A 24,759-nucleotide genomic window follows, 5' to 3' on the forward strand; every position below is an offset into this window, starting at 1 on the left:
TCATCATTTACTATCTTTAAGCAAATATAAAAGGGAAGACCAGTACAGTCTTCCCTTTTAAATTTATAAAACAATTGATTAAAAATGATTTTTCCAGGCTTGGAAGCGAGCATCCAATAGGAGTTGCGTCAAGTTTCTTAAGACTTCAACTTGTTCAGGCTCCAGTGTTTTAGCTTGGGAAACTAGTTGATGAATGTGCTCGATAGCACTGATAGAAGATAAATCATTGATAGAGTTGATGCCGGACTCTAAAATAGTTCCAAAGAAGAGATTGAAATAGAGTTCGAGTTCTTCATCGGGCACACTGTCCACCCATTCTTTAAGAGTGTCTTTGATCTGGAGACTTTCGGTACTGATGGCCTCTAGTTGGACAAAGTGAGTTCCTTCAGTTTGCCAGCTGAAAGTATTGTGTTGGGCGATACCGCCTAGGGCTAGACTTCGAACGACAATAGGAGTATCAGGTACTTCAAGCATCATTCCAATAACAGATCCCTGGGGTACATAACGGTGAATTTTAGGGATAATGTCTTGGTAGCCAGTGGTTTCAGTCAGATGAGCCTGCAAACCAGGAGCATCATAGGTATAGATAGCCGAGATTTTTTCTTGCAACTCAGGCTGGATTTGACTAGCAGCAAAGACGGCTAGATTCCCACCTTTAGAATGCCCAGCAATGAGTACTTTTTGTTTTGGATGTTGTTTAAAGAAATCTTCCAAGTATTCAAGAGCATCCTTTTGGGCAGGTATTTCTTTCATATAGGTCATATGGAAATCTTCCTTCCAGCCAATAATACTGTCGTCTGTGCCACGAAAGACAATCAGATAAGTATCTAGGTTCAGACGATAGGTCATAGCAGCGAACTGCTTTTGAAGTTCTGTGTCGACCTCGTTGACAAAATTAGAAAGTTTGCTATTTTTAAAACGTTTGTGGGAAGCTAGTTGGTCTAAGAGCTGTAAACGTTCTTTATTGGTCAACATGGTGTTTTCTCGAGGAACACGTGTTGCGACATCTAGTAAGCGATTATCTGACTCGTCTAGTAAGTTATCAAAAGAAAGATAGGTCAGCTCAGTTAGAGCTAGTATATCCAGTTCATTTAAGGGAAGATCATAAAAAGAATCGTATTGAACACCAGTTAGATAGTCAAAAATATTGGCCATGAGAATTCCTTTCTTAACTTTTATCATATCAGATTTGCATCAATTTCGCTAGTAGTCAGAAGAATTTTGCTATAATATAAAAAAAGGAGGAGCAGATGCACAAGATTTTACTAGTAGAAGATGATCCAGTCATCCGTCAGCAAGTTGGGAAAATGCTTTCTGAATGGGGTTTTGAAGTAGTCATGGTAGAAGACTTTATGGAAGTTCTGACGTTATTTGTTCAGTCTGAGCCTCATCTGGTCCTGATGGATATTGGATTGCCTCTCTTTAATGGTTATCATTGGTGTCAGGAAATTCGCAAGATTTCCAAAGTTCCTATTATGTTTCTGTCTTCAAGAGACCAGGCTATGGACATCGTGATGGCTATTAATATGGGAGCTGACGATTTTGTGACCAAGCCTTTTGACCAGCAGGTCCTTTTAGCTAAGGTACAAGGATTATTGCGCCGCTCTTATGAATTTGGACGAGATGAAAGTCTCTTAGAGTATGCTGGAGTTATTCTCAATACCAAGTCTATGGATGTGCATGTCAATGGCAAAGCTATCAGCCTAACCAAGAATGAATTTCAGATTTTACGAGTTTTATTTGAGCATGCTGGAAATATCGTAGCGCGTGATGATTTGATGCGGGAACTCTGGAACAGTGACTTTTTTATTGACGACAATACCTTGTCTGTTAATGTCGCTCGCTTGCGCAAGAAACTGGAGGAAGAAGGTTTGATTGGTTTTATCGAAACCAAGAAAGGGATAGGGTACGGATTGAAACATGCTTGATATTAAAAGTTTTTTTCTAGCTTATATCCGTTCGCGTAGCCGTTTTTTTGCTTTTATTCTATCGCTTACAGGTTTGCTTTTTCTTTTTGAAATCTTGTTTGATAAGCAAGGGCCCTACTTTAACTATTTCTTCTTTCTATCTACATTTTTGACATTTTTGTTTTTGGTATTTGATTTCTTGATAGAATTGCAACGTTATCGTAAGGAATTGCTCTATGGGGAAAGAAAAGCTAAGTCACCAATGGAAGTCCTTCTAACTGAAAAATTAGAGAAAAGTGAATCTGAACTCTATCAAAAGAAATCAGATGCTGAAAACCGCTATAATGATTTGGTGGACTACTATACACTCTGGGTTCATCAGATAAAAACACCAATTGCAGCCAGTAAACTCCTAGTGAGCGAGGTGGCGGATCGCCAACTGAAGCAACAGATGGAGCAGGAAATTTTTAAGATTGATTCCTATACCAACTTCGTTCTCCAATATCTACGCTTAGAAAGCTTCCATGATGATTTGGTGTTGAAGAAAGAAAATATAGAAGATCTGGTCAAGGAAGTCATTCGCAAATATGCTATTTTCTTTATCCAGAAAGATCTAAGTATTAATTTGCATGACTTGGACAGAAGGATTGTGACGGATAAAAAATGGCTGTTGGTAGTCATTGAACAAATCCTATCAAATAGCCTCAAGTACACAAATGAAGGTGGGGTTGAAATCTACACGGAAGGTTCAGACCTTTGCATCAAAGATACTGGGATTGGTATCAAAAACAGTGATCGGTTGCGAGTCTTTGAACGTGGATTTTCAGGATATAATGGTCGAATGACCCAGCAGTCATCTGGACTTGGGCTCTATCTAACCCAGAAAATCAGCCAAGAATTAGGACATCAAATTCAAATAGAATCCGAGCTTGGGCAAGGAACAACGGTGAGGATTAAGTTCTCTGAAGTGAATTTACTGATTGAATGAAAAGAATTGTGAAGAGCTTGGAAGAAACCTTTCAAGCTCTTCTTTAGACCTTGATATAGTGAGAAAAAAGGCTTCAATTAGATAAAAAATGTAATCTTACAAAAATGTAAGATTAAAGGCCTCTTTTGTAAGGTTATGTTATGGCAAGCCATCTTTTTTTGGAGTAAACTTAGAGCATAAAGAAAAAGGAGAGGAACCATGAAAACAATTTTACAAAAGAAACAAACAAGTAAGCCAAGTCCAAAGGATATCGAGCGAGTTCAGCTCGGCATCGAAATGATGCAAGCTCAGTTTCAATTAATGGGATATTAAAAAGGAGAAGTTAAAATGACACTATTAGATGTAAAACACGTTCAAAAGATTTATAAAACTCGCTTTCAAGGCAACCAAGTAGAAGCCCTGAAAGATATTCACTTTACCGTTGAAAAAGGCGACTACGTCGCTATCATGGGTGAGTCTGGATCTGGAAAATCTACTCTACTCAATATTCTTGCTATGCTTGACAAGCCAACGCGTGGGCAGGTCTTCCTAAACGGAACTGACACAGCCACCATTAAAAATTCTGAAGCATCAAGCTTCCGTCGTGAAAAGTTAGGCTTTGTCTTCCAAGACTTCAATTTGTTAGATACGCTTTCTGTTAAAGACAATATCTTACTCCCTTTGGTATTGTCTAGAAAGCCTATTACAGAAATGATGAAAAAATTGGTCGTGACGGCCGAAAATCTTGGCATCAATCAATTGCAGGAGAAGTACCCTTATGAAATCTCTGGAGGGCAAAAACAAAGGGTAGCAGTTGCACGGGCTATCATCACAGAACCAGAAATTCTCCTTGCGGATGAGCCAACAGGAGCCCTAGATTCTAAGTCATCTGCAGCCCTGCTTGATGTTTTTGATGAAATTAATGAACGCGGACAAACCATTCTCATGGTAACCCACTCGACAGCTGCGGCCAGCCGTGCTAAACGTGTACTTTTCATCAAGGATGGCATTCTCTACAATCAAATCTATCGTGGTGAAAAGACGGATCGTCAGATGTTCCAAGAAATCTCTGACACCTTGACTGTTATGGCGAGTGAGGTGAACTAGTATGTTTCGATTAACCAATAAGTTGGCCATATCCAACTTAATCAAAAACCGCAAACTCTATTACCCTTTTGCACTGTCTGTCATTTTGGCAGTCACTATCAGCTATCTCTTTTACTCCCTAGCCTTTAATCCTAAAATTGTGGATTTACGTGGTGCATCTGCTATACAATTTACCCTACAACTAGGACTTATTGTAGTGACATTTGCATCTGCCATTATTGTGCTTTATGCCAACAGTTTTGTCATGAAAAATCGCTCAAAAGAACTGGGTGTCTATGGCATGTTGGGATTAGAAAAGCGCTACTTGATTGGTATGACCTTTAAGGAGCTCTTGATATTTGGGCTAGTAACAGTTACTGCTGGGATTGGGATTGGCGCCCTCTTTGATAATCTGATTTTCGCTTTACTGCTCAAACTTGCAAAGATGAAGGTAGAGTTAGTTGCAACTTTCCAATGGTCCGTAGTGCTTTCAATCCTTCTGGTATTTGGAGTCATCTTTTTAGTCATCGTTTTCCTGAACGCTGTACGCATTATTCGTATGGATGCTCTCCAGCTTTCTCGTGAGAAAGCGAAGGGTGAGAAGAAGGGGCGTTTCCTAGTTCTTCAGACACTCGTAGGGCTAATTACTCTAGGTGGTGGCTACTACCTAGCACAAAGCGTAAAAGATCCAGTTTCAGCGGTCTTAACTTTCTTCATAGCAGTTATGTTGGTCATTTTTGCAACCTACCTTCTATTCAATGCAGGTATTACAGTTTTCTTGCAGTTGCTCAAGAAAAACAAGAGATATTACTACCAACCCAACAACCTCATCTCTGTTTCTAACCTTATCTTCCGTATGAAGAAAAATGCTGTCGGATTAGCAACCATTGCCATCCTTTCAACCATGGTTTTGGTTACTATGTCAGCAGCTACTAGTATCTACAACGGATCTGAGAATATTAAAAAACTTATGTATCCTCACGATTTTGATGTTAAGGGGCAAAATGTAGAAGTTGAGGATTTAGATAAACTTTTAACTCAATATGCCAGTGAAAAGAACCTAACGATTAGCAATAAGGACGTTCTCAGCTATGCCAGTTTCGGTCTTTCTAGTCAAGATGGGACAAAATTAACTACCTTTGAAAAAGGGCAAAACAACGTCATGCCCAAGACAGTTTTCCTAGTTTTTGACCAAAAAGACTATGAAAAAATGACTGGACAAAAGCTAAATCTTACTGGTAATGAAGTAGGTCTTTGGGCTAAAAATGACCAACTAAAAGGTCAGAAAGCATTTAGTCTTAACAATCAAGAGTATCGTATCAAGGAAGAAATCCAGCAAGATTTTATCATCAATCATGTTTCAAACCAGTATGTTCTCTTACTTTCGGATTATAACTACCTTGTTGTACCAGATCTTCAAAGCTTTTTAGATAAATACCAAGATTCCGCTATCTATACTCAGTTATATGGTGGTATGGATGTGACCGCAAGTCAAGAGGAGCAATTAAAATTATCTGATGATTTTGATGAGTATGTGAATAATTTTAGTCATAATCTCCAGAGTGAAGACGGTATGGTTTATAATGGAACTACTAGAAGTGATGCAATTACCCAAATGAACGCTCTCTTTGGTGGAATTCTCTTTATCGGTATTTTCCTCTCTATCATCTTTATGGTAGGTACAGTACTCGTTATCTACTACAAACAAATCTCAGAAGGCTATGAAGACCGTGAACGCTTTGTGATTTTACAAAAAGTTGGTTTGGACCAAAAACAAATCAAGAAAACCATTAACAAGCAAGTCTTGACTGTCTTCTTCCTACCGGTAATCTTCGCATTCCTTCACTTGGCATTTGCTTATCATATGCTGAGCCTGATTCTCAAGGTTATCGGCGTTGTGGATACAGCAATGATGCTAAGCGTAACACTTTCTATCTGTGGTGTCTTTGCCCTGATCTATGTTTTAATCTTTATGATTACTTCAAGAAGCTATCGTAGAATTGTACAAATCTAGAGACAAATGTATCAAAAAAGCAACAACTATTTCAGTTGTTGCTTTTTCTCACTGAAAAATGTTTCTCAGACAGTGATCATTTTATTTTTCCGCACGGGATTTGTTGGCTAGATCAGCTAGGATTGCTACTACAAACTCATCGTGTTTAAACATTAAAACGGTATCTTCTTTTAGAGGAGATATCGTTTCTCTTCTTCGGATAAGGATACAAAAATTTCTTCCTTTCTCTATCTTTTAAATTAATTGATTTCTTCAGAGAAAGACTGTAAAATTTTTGATATAATATGTAGAATGGACTGATGGATATTTAAAAGATAATGTTCAAAAGAATCACAGCTAAGAATTAAAAACATGTCAGTTTGGACAGAAGTCTCTCTACCATCATCCATGCAGAAACAAGATTATATGAAATAAAAGGAGTAACCAATGACCGGAAACTATTCAACACGGGAATACCGTGAGAAATTATATGATGACCTTCATGTTCGATTAAGAGATACACTGATTTTGATGTGTTCGATTTTTATTGCCTCTATAGGTCTAAATATGAATTCAACAGCTGTCGTTATTGGAGCCATGCTGATTTCCCCTCTTATGACACCGATTGTTGGACTGGGGTTTGGTTTAGCTATTTTTGATACGCGTTTAATCAAGCAATCTCTACAGGTTTTATTTACTCAAGTATTGGTCAGTTTGCTTGTATCGACTCTGTATTTCTGGATTTCTCCCTTATCTTATGCAAGTAGCGAGTTGATAGCACGAACCTCTCCAACCATTTGGGATGTTCTCATTGCTATTGCGGGTGGGATAGCAGGTGTCATTGGTTCAAGGAAAAAAGAAGCAAACAATATCGTACCAGGAGTAGCCATCGCAACAGCTCTGATGCCACCTATCTGCACTGCAGGATATGGTTTAGCTAATGGAAATGTTCGATTTTTATTTGGGGCCCTTTATCTTTTCTTGATCAACTGTGGCTTTATCATGCTAATCAACATTGTTGGAACAAGAATTATGATGAAAAAATCTGCCTTAAGTTCATTTAATGAGCTAAACATTAAAATTAGAATTGGGTTGATATCCTTGATTGTATTATTGGTCCTTCCAGCCAGCTATTCAGCAGTCACTCTGACGATGAATGAAAAACGAAAACAAGAGATCAAACAGTTCGTAGGAAAAGAGTTCGCCAATTATACGGTCATTAATCAAGTTTACGAGTCAAGTAATAATGAATTGGTCTTGACTGTTGTTGGAGATCCGATTTCAGAAGAAGAATTAGAAACAATTCGCCAAAAACAAGCCTCTTACGGTATTGAATCTGTTCAATTGAAAGTCAAGCAATTCCATAATTCGGAAAAATTAGATAGTGAGACGATCAAGGAATTTTATGAAACCATTGACAAGTATATTGATCAAAAACTATCTGAAAAAAATTTACAAAACGATCGCGCAAAAGAAAATGAAGCAGACAATGAAGCAGACAAGGATTGAGGATATTGACTTGTCTAATTTATGAGAGCAAATCTTGGGAAGAGATCTTATATTCAAAAGTTGGTGGATAGAAAGGGATGTTGATGAAGATTTCATTTGTGGTGGTTTGACCAATTACGATACTAGCTCAGGTTAAATAAAATATAAAAAAGCAACAACTGAAACAGTTGTTGCTTTTTAGCTAGCTAGCTAGGATTTTGTCCCAGCTTTTATTTCTTATTTTTCAACACGAGATTTGTTGGCGATATCAGAAAGAATCAATTCTACAAATGCATCTACCGGCATGGTTTCTGTTTCTTTTTGACCGTAGCGACGGACGTTTACAGCTTTCTCTTCCATTTCCTTGTCACCAACGATTAATTGGTAAGGAATCTTGCTAGTTTGTGAAGCACGAATCTTGAACTGCATTTTTTCATTGCGTTCATCCACATCAGCACGAACCCCACGGTCACGGAGTTTCTTAGCCACTTCCCAAGCATAGTCCACGTGTTTTTCATTAGATACTGGGATGAGGGTTACTTGGTGTGGTGCCAACCATGTTGGGAAAGCCCCCTTGTAGTTCTCAATCAAGATAGCTGTGAAGCGTTCCATAGTTGAAATAACCCCACGGTGGATCATCACTGGACGGTGCTCTTCACCATCAGCCCCAATGTACTTAAGGTCGAAGCGTTCTGGAAGCAAGAAGTCAAGCTGGATGGTAGAAAGAGTTTCTTCCTTACCAAGAGCAGTCTTAACCTGGATATCCAATTTTGGACCGTAGAAGGCAGCTTCACCTTCAGCTTCAAAGTAGTCAACACCCATCTCATCAAGTGCTGCACGAAGCATAGTTTGGGCATTTTCCCACATCTCATCATTGTCAAAGTACTTGTGAGTATCATGAGGGTCACGAAGAGAGAGGCGGAAGCGGTACTCATTCAAGTTGAAATCTTCATAAACATCGATAATCAACTGAAGGGCACGTTGGAATTCTTCTTGGATTTGTTCTGGAGTCACAAAGAGGTGACCGTCGTTAAGAGACATTTCACGTACACGTTGAAGACCTGTGAGGGCACCTGATTTCTCATAGCGGTGCATCATCCCGATTTCAGCGATACGGATTGGCAATTCACGGTAAGAGTGAACATGGTGTTTAAAAACTTGGATGTGGTGCGGGCAGTTCATTGGACGTAGGACGAATTCTTCACCGTCACCCATATCCATAGTTGGGAACATATCTTCTTGGTAATGATCCCAGTGACCAGAAGTCTTGTAAAGTTCTACAGAAGCAAGTGGTGGAGTATAGACGTGTTGGTAGCCAGAAGCCAACTCTTTGTCTACGATGTAGCGCTCCAACTCACGACGAATGGTCGCACCATTTGGCAACCAGAATGGAAGTCCTTGGCCGACTTCTTGAGAAATCATGAAGAGGTCAAGCTCTTTACCAAGTTTACGGTGGTCACGTTCTTTGGCTTCTTCACGCATTTGAAGGTAGTTTTTCAAGTCTTTCTTGTCGAACCAAGCTGTACCATAGATCCGTTGCATCATAGCGTTGTCGCTATTTCCGCGCCAGTAAGCACCAGCTACATGGAGAAGGTGGAAGATTTGGATGCGACCTGTTGAAGGGACGTGAGGTCCACGGCAAAGGTCCACGTATTCACCCTGACGGTAGATAGTCAAACCACCCTCGTCTTCTGAGTGTTCTTCAATCAATTCCAATTTATATGGGTCGTTTTTGAAGATTTCACGGGCTTCATCTTTTGTCACTTCTTCACGAATAGATGGGAAGTTTTCTTTAACGATTTTTTGCATTTCTTCTTCGATACGAGGAAGATCTTCGTTAGAGATTTGACCAGCTTGGTTATCAGTATCGTAGTAGAAACCATCTTCGATAGCTGGACCAACACCCAAGTGAATGTCTGGGAAGAGACGACGAGCTGCTTGGGCAAACAAGTGGGCTGCTGAGTGACGCAAGATATCCAATGCATCTTCGTGATCAGGTGTCACGATTTCGATGCTTCCATCTTCAGTAATCGCACGAGTAGTGTCGATGAGTTTGCCGTTGAATTTACCAGCAAGAGCTTTCTTAGCTAGAGAATTGCTGATTGATTGGGCAATTTCAAAAGTTGTAACGCCAGATTCGAATTCACGAATAGCGCCATCTGGGAAAGTAATCTTAATCATGATTTTCTCCTTATATTGGTTATCCATTATTTCTAAAGTAGAAGTGTTTCCCTATGTTGCAGTTTTAAATAAAGAAAAACAAAAAAGCGACATCCTAAAAAGGACGTCGCAACGTGGTTCCACCTTCATTTATGTTCCTCAAAAAAGAGGGACACCTCTGATTGGCTCTAACGTGGCCACCGTTTTATGTTTGCATAAAAGTTAGTAGAGTAGTATCAGTATAGTCTTCATATGCGTTCTCAGCAACCACGCACTCTCTGGTAAAAAGGTTCTAAGTGACTTGTCTCTATGCATTATTATAGCATGATTGCGAAATTTTTCAAGGATTTTGTGAAATTTTTTTATTTTTCAGTTTTTGCACTAGATTCTTAATAGCGACACCAACAGCCATACCCGCGAGGGCAAAGATTTCATAGGCTAGGAAGTAGAGAAGGATAAATTCTCCAAAAGTAATGATGGTAAAGCAAAAGAGCAATCCAACTTCAATTAACCACCAAACTGAGAACTTGAAACGATAAGAGTAGAATAGTGATACTATGAAAGTCACCAGTGGAGAGAAGATAATAACGTTGCCGATGGTGAGCTCCTTCAAGATATAGTTTTTAGTAATAGTCCATAATAACAGCTCATAAAGTGGCCAATAAAAGAAAAATATGATCAGATAGTAGGGGAGATATTGCAAGAATTTACGCATGGTAATCACCTCTCTTTTTAAGATGTCAACTTAGATATCCTTCCTATAACTATTATAGCACTTTTGTGGTAAGAATAGTAAATCAGTTGACAAAGAACTTAGTTATTGGTAGAATAGGAAATGTCGTAAAGACAAATAACTTCTTCTTGGTTACAGGCATGCCAACCTGTCACTCGGATGAAGCCAAATAAAAAGGAGAAACATCATGGCAATCTCAAAAGAGAAAAAAAATGAAATCATTGCACAATATGCACGTCACGAAGGTGATACAGGTTCAGTAGAGGTTCAAGTTGCTGTCCTTACTTGGGAAATCAACCACCTTAACGAACACATCAAACAACACAAAAAAGACCACGCTACTTACCGTGGATTGATGAAGAAAATCGGTCGCCGTCGTAACTTGCTTGCATACTTGCGTAAAAACGACGTTAACCGTTACCGTGAGTTGATCAACTCTCTTGGACTTCGTCGCTAATCTTGCGTCTAAAACGTTTCTATACTTCGTTGGCTTCGCCTCGATGTACCATCAGTACAATCTTCGGCTTGCCGCCTAGTCTACAAACGTTTTATCCAGCAAGAATCATGATGCTAAGGGCGTTAAAAATCCGTATGAAAATAGGGAAAGGACACAGTGTTCGATGAACACAAGGAGTTTCATCTTTTTCACTAGGATTTTAGCCCGAGCTCAAATCAGCTCTCTGACTTCAGAGGGCTTTTTTGTGTGCATTTTTCTAGTCTTGCTCATGATTTAGAAATGTGGTATACTGTTTATTAAAATTGTCTAAATTTTTAATTTTTATTAAAGGAGGGTTTCATGCTTTCCAAATTTTATGGAAACCATCAAAACCTGAGATATTGTTTTTTACTAGCTATCCTGTTAGGAGCCTTGGGGATTTCTCTGTTTCTGGCAGTTTCTATGGGGTCTGTTCAAATTAGCTTGAGTGATACCTATCGGATAATTTTGAGGCAGTTAGGGGCTCCTTTTGAGATAGGAGATATTTCAAAGTCTACGCTTGCTATTGTTTGGAATATGAGATTGCCACGGGTTTTTCTTGGATTGATTGTGGGTGCAGGTCTTTCCATGTGTGGCAGTGTCATGCAGTCAACGGTCAACAATCCAATCGCAGAGCCCTATGTATTAGGAATTTCAGCCGGGGCAACCTTTGGAGCAACTTTGAGTATTATTCTTGGATTTAAAGTTATGATTGGTCTAGGCTCTTTCTTAGGAGCGATTTCGGCAACAGTTGCAGTTCTTCTCATTGCGTCCATGCAGAGCAGGATGACAACATCTAGCTTAATCTTATCGGGGACGGTAGTGAATGCCCTATTTTTGGCTTTTTCAAACTTTATTATCTCTATTGGGGCCAATGCTGATAGCGTTATGACCATCAAGTTTTGGACCATGGGTTCTTTAGCGGGGACCTCATGGGCTCATTTAACCTTGCCAACTATAATCGTGGGAATCGCCTTTTTATTTTTCTCTACACAATATCGTGTTTTCAATGCCATGATGATGGGAGATGAGGCGGCTTTGACTTTGGGAATTCCCTTGCGTTTTTATTGGTATCTCTATGTGACGATTGTAGCTGTGATGACGGCAGTCCTAGTTTCGACTTGTGGGATCATCGGTTTTGTCGGTTTGATTACACCACATTTGGCCCGAAGTTTGGTTGGTACAAATTATAGAAGACTTTTTCCGATAGCAACCTTACTAGGCGCCCTCTTTGTTGTCTGGGCAGATGTCTTTGCTCGCGTTTTGATTCAAAATGCTGAACTACCGATTGGTATTTTCACGGCCCTAGTAGGTGCCCCCTTCTTTATCTACATGGTTGCAAGTAGACGAAGGGAGGTGAGAGTCTGATATGGACTTAATGTGTCAGGATATTCATTTTGGAATCGGAGAAAAAAAGATTCTCAAAGGAGTCTCACTTAAACTTGAGGGCAACCAATTTCATACTATTTTGGGACCAAATGGAAGTGGAAAGACCAGCTTGCTGAAACTCTTCTATCGACAGGAAAAGCCGAATCAAGGCTTGATTTCTTTAGATGGGAAGCCTCTAGACCAAATGAGCATCAAAGAAACGGCAAAGCAGATGGCAGTCATCACGCAGTTTAATCAACTTCAGTTTGATTGTACGGTTGAGGAGATTGTCATGCTGGGCAGAACTCCTCATCTCTCTTTCTTACAAAAGGAAAAAGACAGAGACTTTGCTTTGGTTGAGGATGCTTTGGTCAAGGTAGATATGCTTGAAAAGAGAAATCGACTCTACTCTTCTTTGTCAGGAGGAGAGAAGCAACGGGTTCTGTTAGCACGCGCCTTGGCCCAAGAACCGACCCTCTTGCTCTTAGATGAACCGACCAACCATTTGGATATCAAGTATCAGCTAGACTTATTGACCATTGTCAAAAATCTTCAGATCAATGTGCTAGCTGTCTTGCATGATATTCAGCTGGCTTGTCGCTATTCAGACTATCTCTATCTAATGAAAGAAGGGGAGATTGTTTACCAAGGTACTCCAAAAGAGACCATCACACCCGAGTCATTGCAGGCTGTCTATGGCGTTCAAAGTAAGGTCACTTGGACAGAAGATCAGCAAGCCATGATTCACTATTTATAATCATTAAAAAGGAAACTAAAAACATGAAAAAATCACTTAGTATTTTACTCGTAACAGTAGCTACCTTAACTTTGGCAGCTTGTGGCAATACATCAAAAGAAACATCAGCTGCACCAGCTACAACAGAAGCAAGTCAAAAAGCTAATACGGAGACCAGCTATCCTGTAACCATCAAAACATATGATGCCAAAGGAAACGAAGTCGAACAAGTCTTTGAAAAAGCTCCTGAAAAGGTCATCACCAACAACCTCTCAACAACTGAAATCCTACTTGAACTCGGTTTGCAGGATAAAATTGCTGGTATGCTCAATCCTGATAATGCTGTAACTGGTAAATACAAGGATGCGATTGAAGCCATCCCTCACATCGGCGATAAAAAATCTGTCTCACAAGAAACGGTTCTTTCTTATGAACCAGATGCCTTGATGGGACGCAACATGATGTTTTCTGAAAAGTCACTGGGAACCATTAGTGCTTGGAATGAAAACAAAATCCCAGTCTATACGCAAAAAGCCTCACTTTCAACTATCCAACAAGATCTAGGAAATATCGTAGAAGATGTGAAGAATCTTGGTACCATTTTCAATGTCCAAGACAAGGCTAACCAATACGCAGAGCAATTACAAGCTAAAATCGATGCGGTTAAAAAAGCCAACCCAGAAACACAAGGTGAAAAGAAAAAGGCTTTGATTATGGTAGCTTACAATGATGAAACCTTTGGTGCCTACAAGTCAGCCCTACAAGAAAGCTTGCTCAACCAACTTGGTTATACCAATGTTGCAACAGGAACTTCTGGGTTGACCTTGGAAAATCTAGTGTCAATGGATCCAGAGTTGATTATCTATGTAACTAGTGACCGCAATCAAAAATTAGATGAAAAAGCAGTGGATTTGATGAAGGCAAATGCTGTTTTGGAAAATGTCCCAGCAATCAAAAATCAAAAAATCATGACCATCTCTTATGATGAGTTGATGGATTACGGTCCTGCAGTGATCGATTCCCTTGAGAAGATCAATGACTTTATCAAGAAATAAGGAGTTTAACTGGGAAGGGATTCGAGTTAGGACCAGTCTTCCTTCAAGCTATGATCCTCAACAAGCCTACCCAATGGTTCTGTTAAATGATGGGCAATTGGACTATTTATCAGACCTATCCCAATCTGTGATTTTGGTGGGTTTGATTCCAGAAAATCGTCTGGATGACTTTACACCATGGAAGGCCAGTGCTTTGAAAGAAGGGGCTCCAGATTTTGGTGGGAGGGGAGATGAATACCATCAGAAGCTCTTTCAGGGCATTATAGCAACTCTAAAAAAAAACTATTTACTTGATGAAAGTAGAATTGCCTATGGCGGCTATTCACTGGGAGGTCTTGCTGCTGTTTATAGTCTCTATAGTAGTCATTTTCCCATTGCCTGTATCTTTTCTATCTGTGGTTCCTTCTGGTATCCAAATTTTACAGACTTTTGTAGGGAACATGATTTGATACAGAACCAGAGCCGTATTTATCTGCAAAATGGGCAGACAGAAGGTGCCCATCATTCCAATCGTCTGTCTAAGGCTCCTATTTATGCCAGAGAACTACATGATCTGATTTCAGAGAAAGTCCCTTCGACTTATTGCACATTTGATGCTTATGGGCATCATGAAGCTCTTAAGGAACGTTATCACTATTTTTGTGATTGGCTAAGAGACGAATGGAAGCTTAAGTAACCCTATAACACTCCTTGTTCATGGTAACTAGGAGTGTTTCTTATGTATGCTTGGTTGTTAAAATGTTCATGGTATTATTCTTGACGGAAATCCATCCCCTGTAATAGACTAAATTATGGTATAATGAATAGATAGATAGAATCGAGGAAATTATGTCATTTACACAATTTAAATTTAAAAACTATATAGAAAAAGCCTTGGAGGAGTTGAAGTTTGCGACTCCTACTGAGGTGCAGGAAAAGTTGATTCCCATTGTCTTGGCAGGTCGAGACTTGGTTGGTGAATCAAAAACAGGTTCAGGGAAGACTCATACCTTCTTGCTTCCAATTTTCCAACAGTTGGATGAAGAGAGTGACAGTGTGCAGGCGGTTATCACAGCTCCAAGTCGTGAATTAGCAACACAGATTTACCAAGCTGCTCGTCAGATCGCAGCACATTCAGATGTTGAGATTCGTGTTGTGAACTATGTTGGTGGTACAGACAAGGCCCGTCAGATTGACAAATTAGCAAGTAATCAACCACATATCGTAATCGGAACTCCAGGTCGTATTTATGACTTGGTCAAGTCTGGTGACCTAGCCATTCACAAAGCTAAGACCTTTGTAGTCGATGAAGCTGACATGACCTTGGATATGGGATTCTTGGAAACAGTTGATAAGATTGCAGGAAGTCTTCCTAAGGACTTGCAGTTTATGGTCTTTTCAGCGACTATCCCACAAAAACTACAACCATTTTTGAAAAAATACCTGTCCAATCCTGTCATGGAGAAAATCAAGACCAAGACAGTTATCTCTGATACCATTGATAACTGGTTGATTTCGACAAAGGGTAGAGACAAGAACGCTCAGATTTATGAGTTGACTCAAGTCATGCAGCCGTATCTCGCCATGATTTTTGTCAATACAAAAACTCGTGCGGATGAATTGCATGCTTACCTAACAGCTCAAGGCTTGAAGGTTGCTAAGATTCATGGGGATATTGCACCTCGTGAACGTAAACGAATTATGAATCAGGTGAAAAATCTTGATTTTGAGTATATCGTAGCAACTGACTTGGCGGCGCGTGGGATTGATATCGAAGGTGTCAGCCACGTTATCAATGATGCCATTCCACAGGACTTGTCCTTCTTTGTTCACCGTGTTGGACGAACTGGACGTAATGGTCTACCAGGGACAGCCATTACCCTTTATCAGCCAAGCGATGACTCTGATATTCGTGAATTGGAGAAAATAGGAATTAAGTTTGTACCTAAGGTGGTTAAAGATGGAGAATTCCAAGACACTTATGACCGTGACCGTCGTGCCAACCGTGAAAAGAGACAGGATAAGCTTGATACTGAGATGATTGGTCTGGTTAAAAAGAAAAAGAAAAAGATCAAGCCTGGCTATAAAAAGAAAATCCAGTGGGCTGTTGATGAAAAACGTCGGAAGACTAAGCGAGCAGAAAGTCGTGCCCGAGGACGTGCAGAGCGCAAAGCTAAACGCCAAACATTTTAAAAATAAAACAGTAGAACCAAGTGGTTTTGCTGTTTTTTGATTACGGAATTAAGACTTTTGTTGTTAAATTGTTGTTAAAGCAATACAAAAAGCCTTAGAAATATTGATTTCTAGGCTTTTTTAGTTCATTAACTCTATTCCCACTCAACAGTTGCAGGTGGTTTACTTGTAATATCGTAGACGATGCGGTTAACGTGGTCAACTTCATTTACGATACGAACAGAGATTTTTTGGAGAACTTCCCAAGGAATCTTAGCGAAGTCAGCTGTCATACCATCGATCGAAGTGATAGCACGGATAGCGATGGTGTAGTCGTAAGTACGACCGTCGCCCATAACACCTACTGAACGAACGCCAGTGTTAACAGTGAAGTATTGCCAGATATCGCGGTCAAGACCAGCTTTAGCGATTTCTTCACGAAGAATAGCGTCTGATTCGCGAACTGTTTCTAGTTTTTCTTCAGTGATTTCACCCATGACACGGATCGCAAGACCTGGTCCTGGGAATGGTTGGCGCCATACGATGTGGTCTGGCATACCAAGTTCAGTACCAAGGGCACGAACTTCGTCCTTGTAAAGAGTGTTGAGTGGCTCGATCAGTTCAAACTGCATGTCTTCTGGGAGTCCACCAACGTTGTGGTGAGACTTGATGGTTTGAGCAGTATCCGTACCAGACTCAATCACGTCTGTATAGAGTGTCCCTTGAGCAAGGAATTTCACATCTGTTAGTTTGCTTGCCTCATCGTCAAAGACATAGACAAATTCGTTACCGATAATCTTCCGTTTTTGTTCAGGATCAGATACACCAGCCAATTTATCAAGGAAACGTTTGGCAGCGTCTGCTTTAACGATGTTGAGACCAAACTTACCACCAAGCATATCCATAACTTGGTCAGCTTCCCCTTTACGGAGAAGACCGTGGTCTACAAAGATACAGATCAATTGATCACCGATAGCTTTTTGGAGAAGAACCCCAACAACAGAAGAGTCAACACCACCAGAAAGTCCGAGAAGAACACGTTTGTCTCCAACTTTTTCACGGATTTGTTTGATTTGCATCTCGATGAAGTTATCCATAGTCCAGTCACCTTTGGCACCACAGATATTCAAAGCAAAGTTACGCAAAATATCATAACCGTGAACTGAGTGGCGAACTTCTGGGTGGAATTGGATACCGTAAATTTTCTTATCAGGGTTTTCAATAGATGCATAAGGACAGTCTGCAGAAGTTCCAGTACGAACAAAGTCAGCAGGAATTTCTGTAACAGCATCCCCGTGGCTCATCAAGACAAGCTGCTCATCTGGAGTACCCGCAAAAAGAGCTGATTCTGTGTGAGTCAATGTTGATTGACCGTATTCACGGTTACCAGCGTCACCTGCAGGAACAACTTTTCCTCCAAGCTTGTGAGTCAATAGCTGCATACCATAGCAGATTCCCAAAATCGGAATTTCAAGTTCAAAAATTTCTGGATCAATATCAAATGATCCTTCTTCGTAAACAGAGTTTGGACCACCTGAAAGTACGATCCCGATAGGATTGATTGCACGTACTTCAGCAGCCGAAATCTTGTGACTTTTTAGTTCTGAAAAGACACCAATCTCACGGATACGACGTGAGATGAGTTGGTTGTACTGGCTACCATAGTCCAGTACGATGATCTTTTCGACATCTTGCAAATCAGTTGAAATGTTGCTCATCTTTTCCCTTTCTTCAAAGAAATATCTTCTTGAATATTCTATCATAAAAGGGGTAGAATTACCAACCAAACAAGTGCGGTTTGACTTTTCCCTATGAGATAGGGTACAATGGAAAAAATAAAGAAAAGAAGTGATCAAGCATGTTACCAGCTTATATGAAAATCCACGACCAAATCAAGAAAGACATTGATGAGGGAAGTTGGAAAATTGGGGAAAGACTTCCAAGTGAGCGAGATTTAGCAGAAGAATTTGCCGTTAGCCGCATGACCTTACGTCAAGCAATCTCTCTTTTGGTTGAAGAAGGAGTTTTGGAACGACGTGTAGGTAGTGGGACCTTTGTTTCAAGCACACGTGTTCAGGAAAGAATGCGTGGAACAACTAGTTTTACGGAGATTGTTAAAGCTCAAGGGAAAACTCCGTCTAGTCACTTGATTTCTTATCGTCGAACCATTCCAAATGAGCAAGAAGTGGCTAAACTTGGTTTACTGCCAACTGATAACATCATTCGTATGGAGCGTGTTCGCTATGCTGACAAAGTCCCTGTTGTCTATGAAGTGGCGTCGATTCCTGAGAAATTTATCAAAAATTTCAAAAAAGAAGAAGTAACCAAGCACTTCTTTCAAACTTTGCAAGAGCATGGTTATCGAATTGGTAAATCTCACCAGACTATATATGCGCGTTTAGCAAAAGAAAAGATAGCTCATTATTTAGAAGTTGAAAAAGGGCATGCGATTTTAGGCCTGACCCAGGTTTCATACTTTGATGACGGAACGGCTTTTGAGTATGTAAAGAGCCAATACGTCGGAGAACGGTTTGAATTTTATCTAGAAAATAATTAATTTATAACATCACTCTTAAAGTAGAAGCTCATCTACTTTAAGAGTTTTTATTTGGTTAAGATTAGAAAACATTTTCCTAGTAAGAAAAATAGTAATCATACAAGTATTTTTTAAAGATTCGTGTTATAATAGTTAGGTTATATGGTCCCGATAAGGTGGTGGGATTGATTGTAAATACTCTTCCTACCAGTTCTTTGTAACTCTATAACGAATATTTTTTAAGGGGGGACATTTTTATGTCAGAACGTAAATTATTCACGTCTGAATCTGTATCTGAGGGGCATCCAGATAAGATTGCAGACCAAATTTCTGATGCTATCTTGGATGCTATTTTAGAGCAAGATCCAGAGGCGCACGTTGCTGCTGAAACAGCTGTTTATACTGGTTCAGTACATGTTTTCGGTGAAATTTCAACCAATGCTTATGTCGATATTAACCGAGTGGTTCGTGATACTATTGCAGAAATCGGTTATACCAATACAGAGTACGGTTTCTCAGCGGAGACGGTAGGAGTTCACCCATCCTTGGTAGAACAATCACCAGATATCGCTCAAGGGGTTAATGAAGCCTTAGAAGTTCGTGGGAATGCGGATCAAGATCCACTTGATTTGATTGGAGCTGGAGACCAAGGTCTCATGTTTGGTTTTGCAGTTGATGAAACTGAAGAACTCATGCCATTGCCAATCTCACTCAGCCACAAGTTGGTTCGTCGCTTGGCAGAGCTACGTAAGTCTGGTGAAATTAGCTACCTTCGTCCAGACGCTAAATCTCAAGTTACTGTTGAATATGATGAAAATGACCAACCAGTGCGTGTGGACACTGTCGTTATTTCAACCCAACACGATCCAGAAGTTACTAATGAACAAATCCATGAGGACGTGATTAACAAGGTCATCAAAGAAGTGATTCCAGCTTCGTATCTTGACGATGAAACTAAATTCTTCATCAATCCAACTGGTCGTTTCGTTATCGGAGGTCCTCAAGGGGACTCAGGTTTGACGGGTCGTAAGATCATCGTAGATACTTATGGTGGTTATTCACGTCATGGTGGTGGTGCCTTCTCTGGTAAGGATGCCACTAAGGTTGACCGTTCCGCTTCTTATGCAGCTCGCTACATTGCTAAAAACATTGTTGCTGCAGGTCTTGCTAAGAAAGCAGAAGTGCAATTGGCTTACGCGATTGGGGTAGCTCAACCTGTATCTGTCCGTATCGACACTTTCGGTACAGGAACAGTAGCTGAAAGTAAACTTGAAAAAGCAGCGCGTCAGATCTTTGACCTTCGTCCTGCAGGAATCATCCAAATGCTTGACCTCAAACGTCCAATCTACCGTCAAACAGCGGCTTATGGACATATGGGACGTACAGATATTGATTTTCCATGGGAACGCTTGGACAAGGTAGAAGCCTTGAAAGAAGCAGTTAAGTAACATAAAAAAGATTGGTTCTTAGACCAATCTTTTTTAGTTTTAAATTAGTTATCCAGTATTTTTACAAAAGCCCAGTTTCCAATAGATTTTGTTCCGTATTCTAACATCATAAAATCTAGTAAAGTAAAGTTATTCTTTTTGTAAAAGAAGACGTTCTTATCAATACTAGTAATTAGGCCTAAACGTTTGCATCCCTTGGCTTTAAGATAAGGTTCAACGCCTTCTTGTAGAAAAGCACTCCCGATTCCTTGGTTTTGACAAGAAGCGTTTACTCCTAACATCATCAAATACCAATCAAAGTTTCCTGATTTTTTTAAGTGCTGTTCAGAGCGCTCAACTAAATCAAGATACTTTAAAAGTTTTCTTGGCGTGATGTATCGGAAGAGTTTGATGACATCATTTAATAGATAGGAAAGAATGGTAAAATCCTTCTGTTGCAAAAGGGCAACTGCCATTATTTCCCCGTCTTGTTCAGCGACAAGACAGGTTTCTCCTTTGATATAGAGTCTGGACAGAAGGCTATCCATTAGTTCTAAGAATGCAGGATAGTATTCTGGTTTCTTCAAATCGTCTTTGATAAGGGTCATGAAAGGGTAGTCCATAAAGGCACCAGCCAACACTTTTCCAATTTTTTGGTATTCATCTAGTTTGGCTTCTCTGTAGATAATTTTTTCCATCTTAAACTCCTTATCAAATTTCTAACACTATTATAACTAAAAAAAATATAATTTTCGAATTAGACATATTTTTACTAAAAAATATAACTAATTTTTATTTTATTAGAATTTAGATTGAAAGTCAAATTTTGGAGGAGTGACACAAACTTAACGAAGTGCGGAAAGAGATATCTCATTATAGTCTATAATATTTCAAGATAAGAAAAACTTCGGAAAATTAAAAAGCCCTCAAGATTATAATCTTGGGAGCAGTTTAAATGGCTATTATGTTTATTTTATTGGAATTGAGATTTCAATTAATTTCTCAGAATAAAGTGTTTTGATATTTGCCTCATCAATCATCTGTTTATCAATCTTACGATTCAAGAAAAACTCTTGAATTTTTTCGATCTCTTTTTCACGAATAGCTCTATGTTTATTGGAAATGAGGATTTCATAATGAAGCGGTGCTTGGGTAAAGATAACATCTGTATTTCCTGCAGAATAAACTTCCACAAGAGTTGCGTCAGTACTTTCCAGTTGATTTTTAACAAGACGAGAGTGTGAATTAGTAGTATTGATAAGCTTCATATGGATTCCTCCTGTAATTCTATGTCTATTATAACACTTTTTAGAAAAATTGGGAAAGTTAACCTAAATTTGGTGTTGCTTTTTCCAGGCTTGGATAGCCCATTTATGACTGCCTCTTTTTAATTTCGAAATAGCTTCATCGACTGGGAACCAAGCGATATGATTGAAGTCTTCCAAAGGTTTTTGAACCTCTTGGTAAGAAGTGGCTTCATAAAGGAAGGCAGGATTGTAATAATGGGTATCACGATGACTAGAGTAGAAGTACTCATCAGCTTGTCCATAATAAGTACCGATTTCAGCAGTGAAACCTAGTTCCTCGATTAATTCACGTTGAAGAGCTTCTAAGTGATCTTCACCTTCTTCAATCTCACCACCTGGTAGAAACCAAGCGCCATTTGGAGCTTGAACTAGGATAATTTTTTCCTTATTTGAATCTGCAATAACTGCATAAACACCATATCTGGTTTTGTAAGTAACTCCTTCTTTTTTCTCTCCAAATGTTGGATTTGTCATAGATTTCTCCTTCATGAGTGCGCTTTCTTTCTATCATATTAAAGAATGTTCTTACTGTCAAGTAAGAACATTCTTTTTTTAGTATTAGTCAGTTGCTTCAACTTTTTCTAGCTTGTTTTTGGATTTAATCATGATTTTTCCATTGCTGGTCATGACAGCTTTCAACTCTTTTTCAGTTGGATTTTCAAGGTAGAAGTCTGTAATAGCATCTTCAATATAGTCTTGGATAGTCCTGCGGAGTGGACGAGCCCCCATTTTTGGATCATAGCCCAAATCGACCAATTTTTCCTTGACCTTATCAGTAACTTCTAAAGAGATATTGTTACTTGCAAGACGTTTGTTGACATCATCCAGCATAAGGTCAACGATTTGAAGAAGATTTTCCTTGTTGAGGGCTTTGAACTCGATAATACCATCGAATCGGTTCATGAATTCAGGGCTAAAGAAATTACCCAGTTCTCCTAGTACCGAATTTGTACGCCCCTCTCTAGCTGCACCAAATCCGACACTTGCTTCTGCCTTACCGGTACCAGCATTTGAGGTCATAATAATGATAGCATCTTTAAAGCTAACGGTACGACCTTGGCCGTCCGTTAAGCGCCCGTCATCTAAGACCTGAAGGAACATGTGCATGACATCAGGATGGGCTTTTTCTACTTCGTCTAGTAGAATAAGTGAATAAGGATTGCGACGAACTTTTTCAGTCAGTTGTCCTGCTTCATCATAGCCGACATATCCTGGAGGAGCACCGACTAGTTTTGCAACACTATGTTTCTCCATATATTCACTCATATCAAAACGAATCATGCTATCTGCTGATCCGAAGAGTTCGATAGCCAATTGTTTAGAAAGTTCAGTTTTACCAACTCCTGTTGGACCGACGAAAAGGAAGCTGCCGATTGGACGGTTTGGAGTACCGAGACCAACCCGGTTACGACGAATAGCTTTAGCCAATTTATCAACAGCATCGTCTTGGCCAATAACATGAGCCTTGAGGTCATCTGCTAAGTTGATGAGTTGAGACTGTTCTTTTTCTTTTAGGTCACCAACCGGAATATTTGTTTTTTGTTCAATGATATGCTCAATTGTTTTTTCGCTGATAATTGGAGTATCCTGATCCGTTACTTTTGTCTTTTGCATTTCTTTGTATTTGGCAATCTGATCACGGAAGTAGGCGGCTTTTTCAAAGTCTTCATCTCTAGTAGCTTGAGCCTTGAGATTTTCGGCTTCGATTAGGCGTTGGTCAATAACCTTAGGATCAACAAAATTTAGCGTTAAGTTCATTTTAGAACCAGCTTCATCCAGAAGGTCGATGGCTTTGTCTGGTAAGAACCGATCTTGGATATAACGATTAGAAAGAGTAGCAGCAGCTTCTATAGCACTATCTGTATAATGAACGTGGTGATAATCTTCGTATTTCTTTTGAATACCTTTGAGGATAGTAATAGTTTCTTCCACTGTTGGTTCATCAACCTTAACAGGTTGCATGCGTCGTTCGAGAGCAGCATCTTTTTCAATGATGCGGTATTCATTGAGAGTAGTAGCACCAACAAGTTGAAGTTCGCCACGAGCAAGGGCAGGTTTGAGGATGTTTCCGGCATCCATATTACCGTCTCCAGCAGAACCAGCACCTACAATTTCATGAATTTCGTCGATAAAGAGGATAATATCCTCGCGTTTCCGGATTTCCTCCATGAGTTTTTGCATGCGTTCTTCGAATTGACCACGAATACCAGTACCTTGGACAAGGCTCACTACATCCAAACGGATAACTTCTTTGCCTTGGAGTTTATGCGGCACATCCCCATCAACTATTTTTTGTGCTAGACCTTCGACAACGGCAGTTTTTCCGACACCAGGTTCTCCGATAAGGACAGGATTGTTCTTAGTTCTACGGTTGAGAATTTCAATAACACGAATGATTTCTTCGTCACGGCCAATAACTGGGTCAATCTTTCCTTGACGAGCAATCTCTGTCACATTGATACCATACTCATCCAAAAGCCCTTTTTCTTTATTTGGTGGAGGGGTTTGTGCTGGACCACGATTTGGGGAACCAAAACTACCATTACCACCAAAGCTACCATTACCACCAAAACCTCCACCTGACTGAGTCGGAGGAGTGTTATTAGAAGTAGGTTGGAAATTACTAATGTCATTAAAGAAGTCCCTTAATGGATCGAAATCTCGATTACTCAAATTCGTAATCCCTTTAAATAAGCTATTATTGGGATCTGTTTTAATAATTTTGTAGCAGTTTTGACAAAGATCAATTTGCTTTTGTTTCCCGTTGAGATTTGTATAAAGGTGAATGGTTGAGTCATTGATTTTACAGTTTTGACAGAGCATACAACTACCTCATTTCTTTCTAGGTTTAACTAGTTTTTATAAGGTCAAAAATAGTCAAACATATGTATAGTCTAATTATATCATGAATGGAAGGCAATTCAAGTAAAAAGATTAATTTGGTCATTTTACTTGAAGTTTTTGGCATTATAAAATTTGGATGATACGAAAAAATCCCATTTGTAATACAAAAAGGATTCTTGTTCATAGGAGTAGGACTAAAATCCTACTACGAGTTCAAAGATTAGTATAGAAGTTCGTAGATTTCCATAGCAATCAAATCGATGCTATCAAAAGTATACGTTTCACGAGCTTCTACATCACGAAGTGTAAATAGTGGGCCATTTTCTTCATCATGGTTAAAGGCTACTTCAGCCACAACGACACCTTCGCGTTCAAAATTACGTTTTAAGTTACCACCATCTTTTGTCATTGCTTCGAGACGATTGATGATTCTAACCAAATGTGATTCCATTATGATTCTCCTCCATTTCTTATCGTTACTATTTTACCATAAAGCATAGTTACTTGACTAGAAAAAAACAAAGAT

The 24,759-nt window shown here is 39.5% G+C and carries 22 protein-coding genes; 13 read left to right on the top strand and 9 right to left on the bottom strand.

Annotated features, from left to right (window positions below; genetic code table 11):
• Positions 1-78 precede the first annotated feature (78 nt).
• The gene (locus FN031_RS00585) at positions 79-1,155 is read right to left on the bottom strand and encodes a DUF2974 domain-containing protein (RefSeq protein ID WP_142556713.1); all 1,077 of its coding nucleotides are present in this window, start codon (positions 1,153-1,155) and stop codon (positions 79-81) included.
• Between the two features lie 95 nt (positions 1,156-1,250).
• Here FN031_RS00585 and FN031_RS00590 point away from each other — a divergent pair, with 95 nt between their 5' ends.
• The 5 genes from FN031_RS00590 to FN031_RS00610 all read left to right on the top strand — a co-directional run bounded on the left by FN031_RS00590 (position 1,251) and on the right by FN031_RS00610 (position 7,462).
• Positions 1,251-1,928, top strand: coding sequence for a response regulator transcription factor (locus FN031_RS00590; RefSeq protein ID WP_000548968.1), 678 nt, complete (start codon positions 1,251-1,253; stop codon positions 1,926-1,928).
• Complete coding sequence (locus FN031_RS00595; RefSeq protein WP_142556715.1) at positions 1,921-2,895, top strand: sensor histidine kinase; 975 nt, start codon at positions 1,921-1,923, stop codon at positions 2,893-2,895. Before FN031_RS00590 ends, FN031_RS00595 begins: the two co-directional genes overlap by 8 nt.
• 327 nt (positions 2,896-3,222) lie before the next feature.
• A complete protein-coding gene (locus FN031_RS00600; protein WP_142556717.1) occupies positions 3,223-3,981 on the top strand; it encodes an ABC transporter ATP-binding protein in 759 nt (252 codons plus the stop codon).
• Position 3,982: 1 nt separating this feature from the next.
• A complete protein-coding gene (locus FN031_RS00605) occupies positions 3,983-5,974 on the top strand; it encodes an ABC transporter permease (protein WP_142556719.1) in 1,992 nt (663 codons plus the stop codon).
• A 426-nt stretch (positions 5,975-6,400) separates the two neighbouring features.
• Complete coding sequence (locus tag FN031_RS00610) at positions 6,401-7,462, top strand: DUF389 domain-containing protein (protein WP_142556721.1); 1,062 nt, start codon at positions 6,401-6,403, stop codon at positions 7,460-7,462.
• 216 nt (positions 7,463-7,678) lie between these two features.
• On the opposite strand, the gene thrS is transcribed toward FN031_RS00610, so the two are convergent.
• Both thrS and FN031_RS00620 read right to left on the bottom strand, forming a co-directional pair.
• Positions 7,679-9,622, bottom strand: coding sequence for a threonine--tRNA ligase (gene thrS / locus FN031_RS00615; protein WP_142556723.1), 1,944 nt, complete (start codon positions 9,620-9,622; stop codon positions 7,679-7,681).
• Between the two features lie 319 nt (positions 9,623-9,941).
• The gene (locus FN031_RS00620) at positions 9,942-10,316 is read right to left on the bottom strand and encodes a hypothetical protein (RefSeq protein WP_142556725.1); all 375 of its coding nucleotides are present in this window, start codon (positions 10,314-10,316) and stop codon (positions 9,942-9,944) included.
• 205 nt (positions 10,317-10,521) lie between these two features.
• Here FN031_RS00620 and rpsO point away from each other — a divergent pair, with 205 nt between their 5' ends.
• The 6 genes from rpsO to FN031_RS00650 all read left to right on the top strand — a co-directional run bounded on the left by rpsO (position 10,522) and on the right by FN031_RS00650 (position 16,140).
• Positions 10,522-10,791 (top strand): 30S ribosomal protein S15, encoded by a 270-nt coding sequence (gene rpsO, locus FN031_RS00625; RefSeq protein WP_001018251.1) that lies wholly within the window; start codon positions 10,522-10,524, stop codon positions 10,789-10,791.
• 339 nt (positions 10,792-11,130) lie between these two features.
• Positions 11,131-12,177 carry a FecCD family ABC transporter permease gene (locus FN031_RS00630; RefSeq protein WP_142556727.1) on the top strand — a complete coding sequence of 349 codons (1,047 nt, stop codon included), beginning with the start codon at positions 11,131-11,133 and terminating at the stop codon, positions 12,175-12,177.
• A 1-nt stretch (position 12,178) separates the two neighbouring features.
• Positions 12,179-12,934: an ABC transporter ATP-binding protein gene (locus tag FN031_RS00635; protein ID WP_142556729.1), complete on the top strand. Its 756-nt coding sequence runs from the start codon at positions 12,179-12,181 to the stop codon at positions 12,932-12,934.
• Between the two features lie 23 nt (positions 12,935-12,957).
• Positions 12,958-13,968: an ABC transporter substrate-binding protein gene (locus tag FN031_RS00640; protein WP_142556731.1), complete on the top strand. Its 1,011-nt coding sequence runs from the start codon at positions 12,958-12,960 to the stop codon at positions 13,966-13,968.
• Positions 13,949-14,644 (top strand): alpha/beta hydrolase-fold protein, encoded by a 696-nt coding sequence (locus tag FN031_RS00645; protein ID WP_142556733.1) that lies wholly within the window; start codon positions 13,949-13,951, stop codon positions 14,642-14,644. Before FN031_RS00640 ends, FN031_RS00645 begins: the two co-directional genes overlap by 20 nt.
• A gap of 152 nt (positions 14,645-14,796) precedes the next feature.
• Positions 14,797-16,140, top strand: coding sequence for a DEAD/DEAH box helicase (locus FN031_RS00650; RefSeq protein ID WP_142556734.1), 1,344 nt, complete (start codon positions 14,797-14,799; stop codon positions 16,138-16,140).
• Positions 16,141-16,274: 134 nt separating this feature from the next.
• Here FN031_RS00650 and guaA read toward each other — a convergent pair whose 3' ends face one another.
• Entirely contained in the window at positions 16,275-17,837 is a 1,563-nt protein-coding gene (gene guaA / locus FN031_RS00655) for a glutamine-hydrolyzing GMP synthase (RefSeq protein ID WP_142556736.1), read from the bottom strand.
• Between the two features lie 140 nt (positions 17,838-17,977).
• Here guaA and FN031_RS00660 point away from each other — a divergent pair, with 140 nt between their 5' ends.
• On the top strand, positions 17,978-18,676 hold the full coding sequence (locus FN031_RS00660) for a GntR family transcriptional regulator (protein ID WP_024054207.1): 699 nt from the start codon (positions 17,978-17,980) through the stop codon (positions 18,674-18,676).
• 236 nt (positions 18,677-18,912) lie between these two features.
• Positions 18,913-20,103 carry a methionine adenosyltransferase gene (gene metK, locus FN031_RS00665; protein WP_142556738.1) on the top strand — a complete coding sequence of 397 codons (1,191 nt, stop codon included), beginning with the start codon at positions 18,913-18,915 and terminating at the stop codon, positions 20,101-20,103.
• 44 nt (positions 20,104-20,147) lie between these two features.
• On the opposite strand, the gene FN031_RS00670 is transcribed toward metK, so the two are convergent.
• The 5 genes from FN031_RS00670 to FN031_RS00690 form a co-directional block, all read right to left on the bottom strand.
• Positions 20,148-20,780, bottom strand: coding sequence for a GNAT family N-acetyltransferase (locus FN031_RS00670; protein ID WP_142556740.1), 633 nt, complete (start codon positions 20,778-20,780; stop codon positions 20,148-20,150).
• 270 nt (positions 20,781-21,050) lie between these two features.
• Complete coding sequence (locus FN031_RS00675) at positions 21,051-21,350, bottom strand: DUF1827 family protein (protein ID WP_142556742.1); 300 nt, start codon at positions 21,348-21,350, stop codon at positions 21,051-21,053.
• A gap of 63 nt (positions 21,351-21,413) precedes the next feature.
• Entirely contained in the window at positions 21,414-21,863 is a 450-nt protein-coding gene (locus FN031_RS00680) for an NUDIX hydrolase (RefSeq protein WP_142556744.1), read from the bottom strand.
• A gap of 84 nt (positions 21,864-21,947) precedes the next feature.
• Entirely contained in the window at positions 21,948-24,212 is a 2,265-nt protein-coding gene (locus tag FN031_RS00685) for an ATP-dependent Clp protease ATP-binding subunit (protein WP_142556746.1), read from the bottom strand.
• A 241-nt stretch (positions 24,213-24,453) separates the two neighbouring features.
• Complete coding sequence (locus FN031_RS00690; protein WP_004253825.1) at positions 24,454-24,684, bottom strand: DUF1797 family protein; 231 nt, start codon at positions 24,682-24,684, stop codon at positions 24,454-24,456.
• Positions 24,685-24,759 lie beyond the last annotated feature (75 nt).

The organism is Streptococcus mitis, from assembly GCF_902159415.1.
Classification (GTDB): Bacteria; Bacillota; Bacilli; order Lactobacillales; family Streptococcaceae; genus Streptococcus; species Streptococcus mitis_BG.

Bases quoted from the DNA above. Each gene is read 5' to 3' on its own strand.
- FN031_RS00585 (WP_142556713.1), bottom strand. From the start codon at position 1,155: ATGGCCAATATTTTTGACTATCTAACTGGTGTTCAATACGATTCTTTT.
- FN031_RS00590 (WP_000548968.1), top strand. From the start codon at position 1,251: ATGCACAAGATTTTACTAGTAGAAGATGATCCAGTCATCCGTCAGCAA.
- FN031_RS00595 (WP_142556715.1), top strand. From the start codon at position 1,921: ATGCTTGATATTAAAAGTTTTTTTCTAGCTTATATCCGTTCGCGTAGC.
- FN031_RS00600 (WP_142556717.1), top strand. From the start codon at position 3,223: ATGACACTATTAGATGTAAAACACGTTCAAAAGATTTATAAAACTCGC.
- FN031_RS00605 (WP_142556719.1), top strand. From the start codon at position 3,983: ATGTTTCGATTAACCAATAAGTTGGCCATATCCAACTTAATCAAAAAC.
- FN031_RS00610 (WP_142556721.1), top strand. From the start codon at position 6,401: ATGACCGGAAACTATTCAACACGGGAATACCGTGAGAAATTATATGAT.
- thrS (WP_142556723.1), bottom strand. From the start codon at position 9,622: ATGATTAAGATTACTTTCCCAGATGGCGCTATTCGTGAATTCGAATCT.
- FN031_RS00620 (WP_142556725.1), bottom strand. From the start codon at position 10,316: ATGCGTAAATTCTTGCAATATCTCCCCTACTATCTGATCATATTTTTC.
- rpsO (WP_001018251.1), top strand. From the start codon at position 10,522: ATGGCAATCTCAAAAGAGAAAAAAAATGAAATCATTGCACAATATGCA.
- FN031_RS00630 (WP_142556727.1), top strand. From the start codon at position 11,131: ATGCTTTCCAAATTTTATGGAAACCATCAAAACCTGAGATATTGTTTT.
- FN031_RS00635 (WP_142556729.1), top strand. From the start codon at position 12,179: ATGGACTTAATGTGTCAGGATATTCATTTTGGAATCGGAGAAAAAAAG.
- FN031_RS00640 (WP_142556731.1), top strand. From the start codon at position 12,958: ATGAAAAAATCACTTAGTATTTTACTCGTAACAGTAGCTACCTTAACT.
- FN031_RS00645 (WP_142556733.1), top strand. From the start codon at position 13,949: ATGACTTTATCAAGAAATAAGGAGTTTAACTGGGAAGGGATTCGAGTT.
- FN031_RS00650 (WP_142556734.1), top strand. From the start codon at position 14,797: ATGTCATTTACACAATTTAAATTTAAAAACTATATAGAAAAAGCCTTG.
- guaA (WP_142556736.1), bottom strand. From the start codon at position 17,837: ATGAGCAACATTTCAACTGATTTGCAAGATGTCGAAAAGATCATCGTA.
- FN031_RS00660 (WP_024054207.1), top strand. From the start codon at position 17,978: ATGTTACCAGCTTATATGAAAATCCACGACCAAATCAAGAAAGACATT.
- metK (WP_142556738.1), top strand. From the start codon at position 18,913: ATGTCAGAACGTAAATTATTCACGTCTGAATCTGTATCTGAGGGGCAT.
- FN031_RS00670 (WP_142556740.1), bottom strand. From the start codon at position 20,780: ATGGAAAAAATTATCTACAGAGAAGCCAAACTAGATGAATACCAAAAA.
- FN031_RS00675 (WP_142556742.1), bottom strand. From the start codon at position 21,350: ATGAAGCTTATCAATACTACTAATTCACACTCTCGTCTTGTTAAAAAT.
- FN031_RS00680 (WP_142556744.1), bottom strand. From the start codon at position 21,863: ATGACAAATCCAACATTTGGAGAGAAAAAAGAAGGAGTTACTTACAAA.
- FN031_RS00685 (WP_142556746.1), bottom strand. From the start codon at position 24,212: ATGCTCTGTCAAAACTGTAAAATCAATGACTCAACCATTCACCTTTAT.
- FN031_RS00690 (WP_004253825.1), bottom strand. From the start codon at position 24,684: ATGGAATCACATTTGGTTAGAATCATCAATCGTCTCGAAGCAATGACA.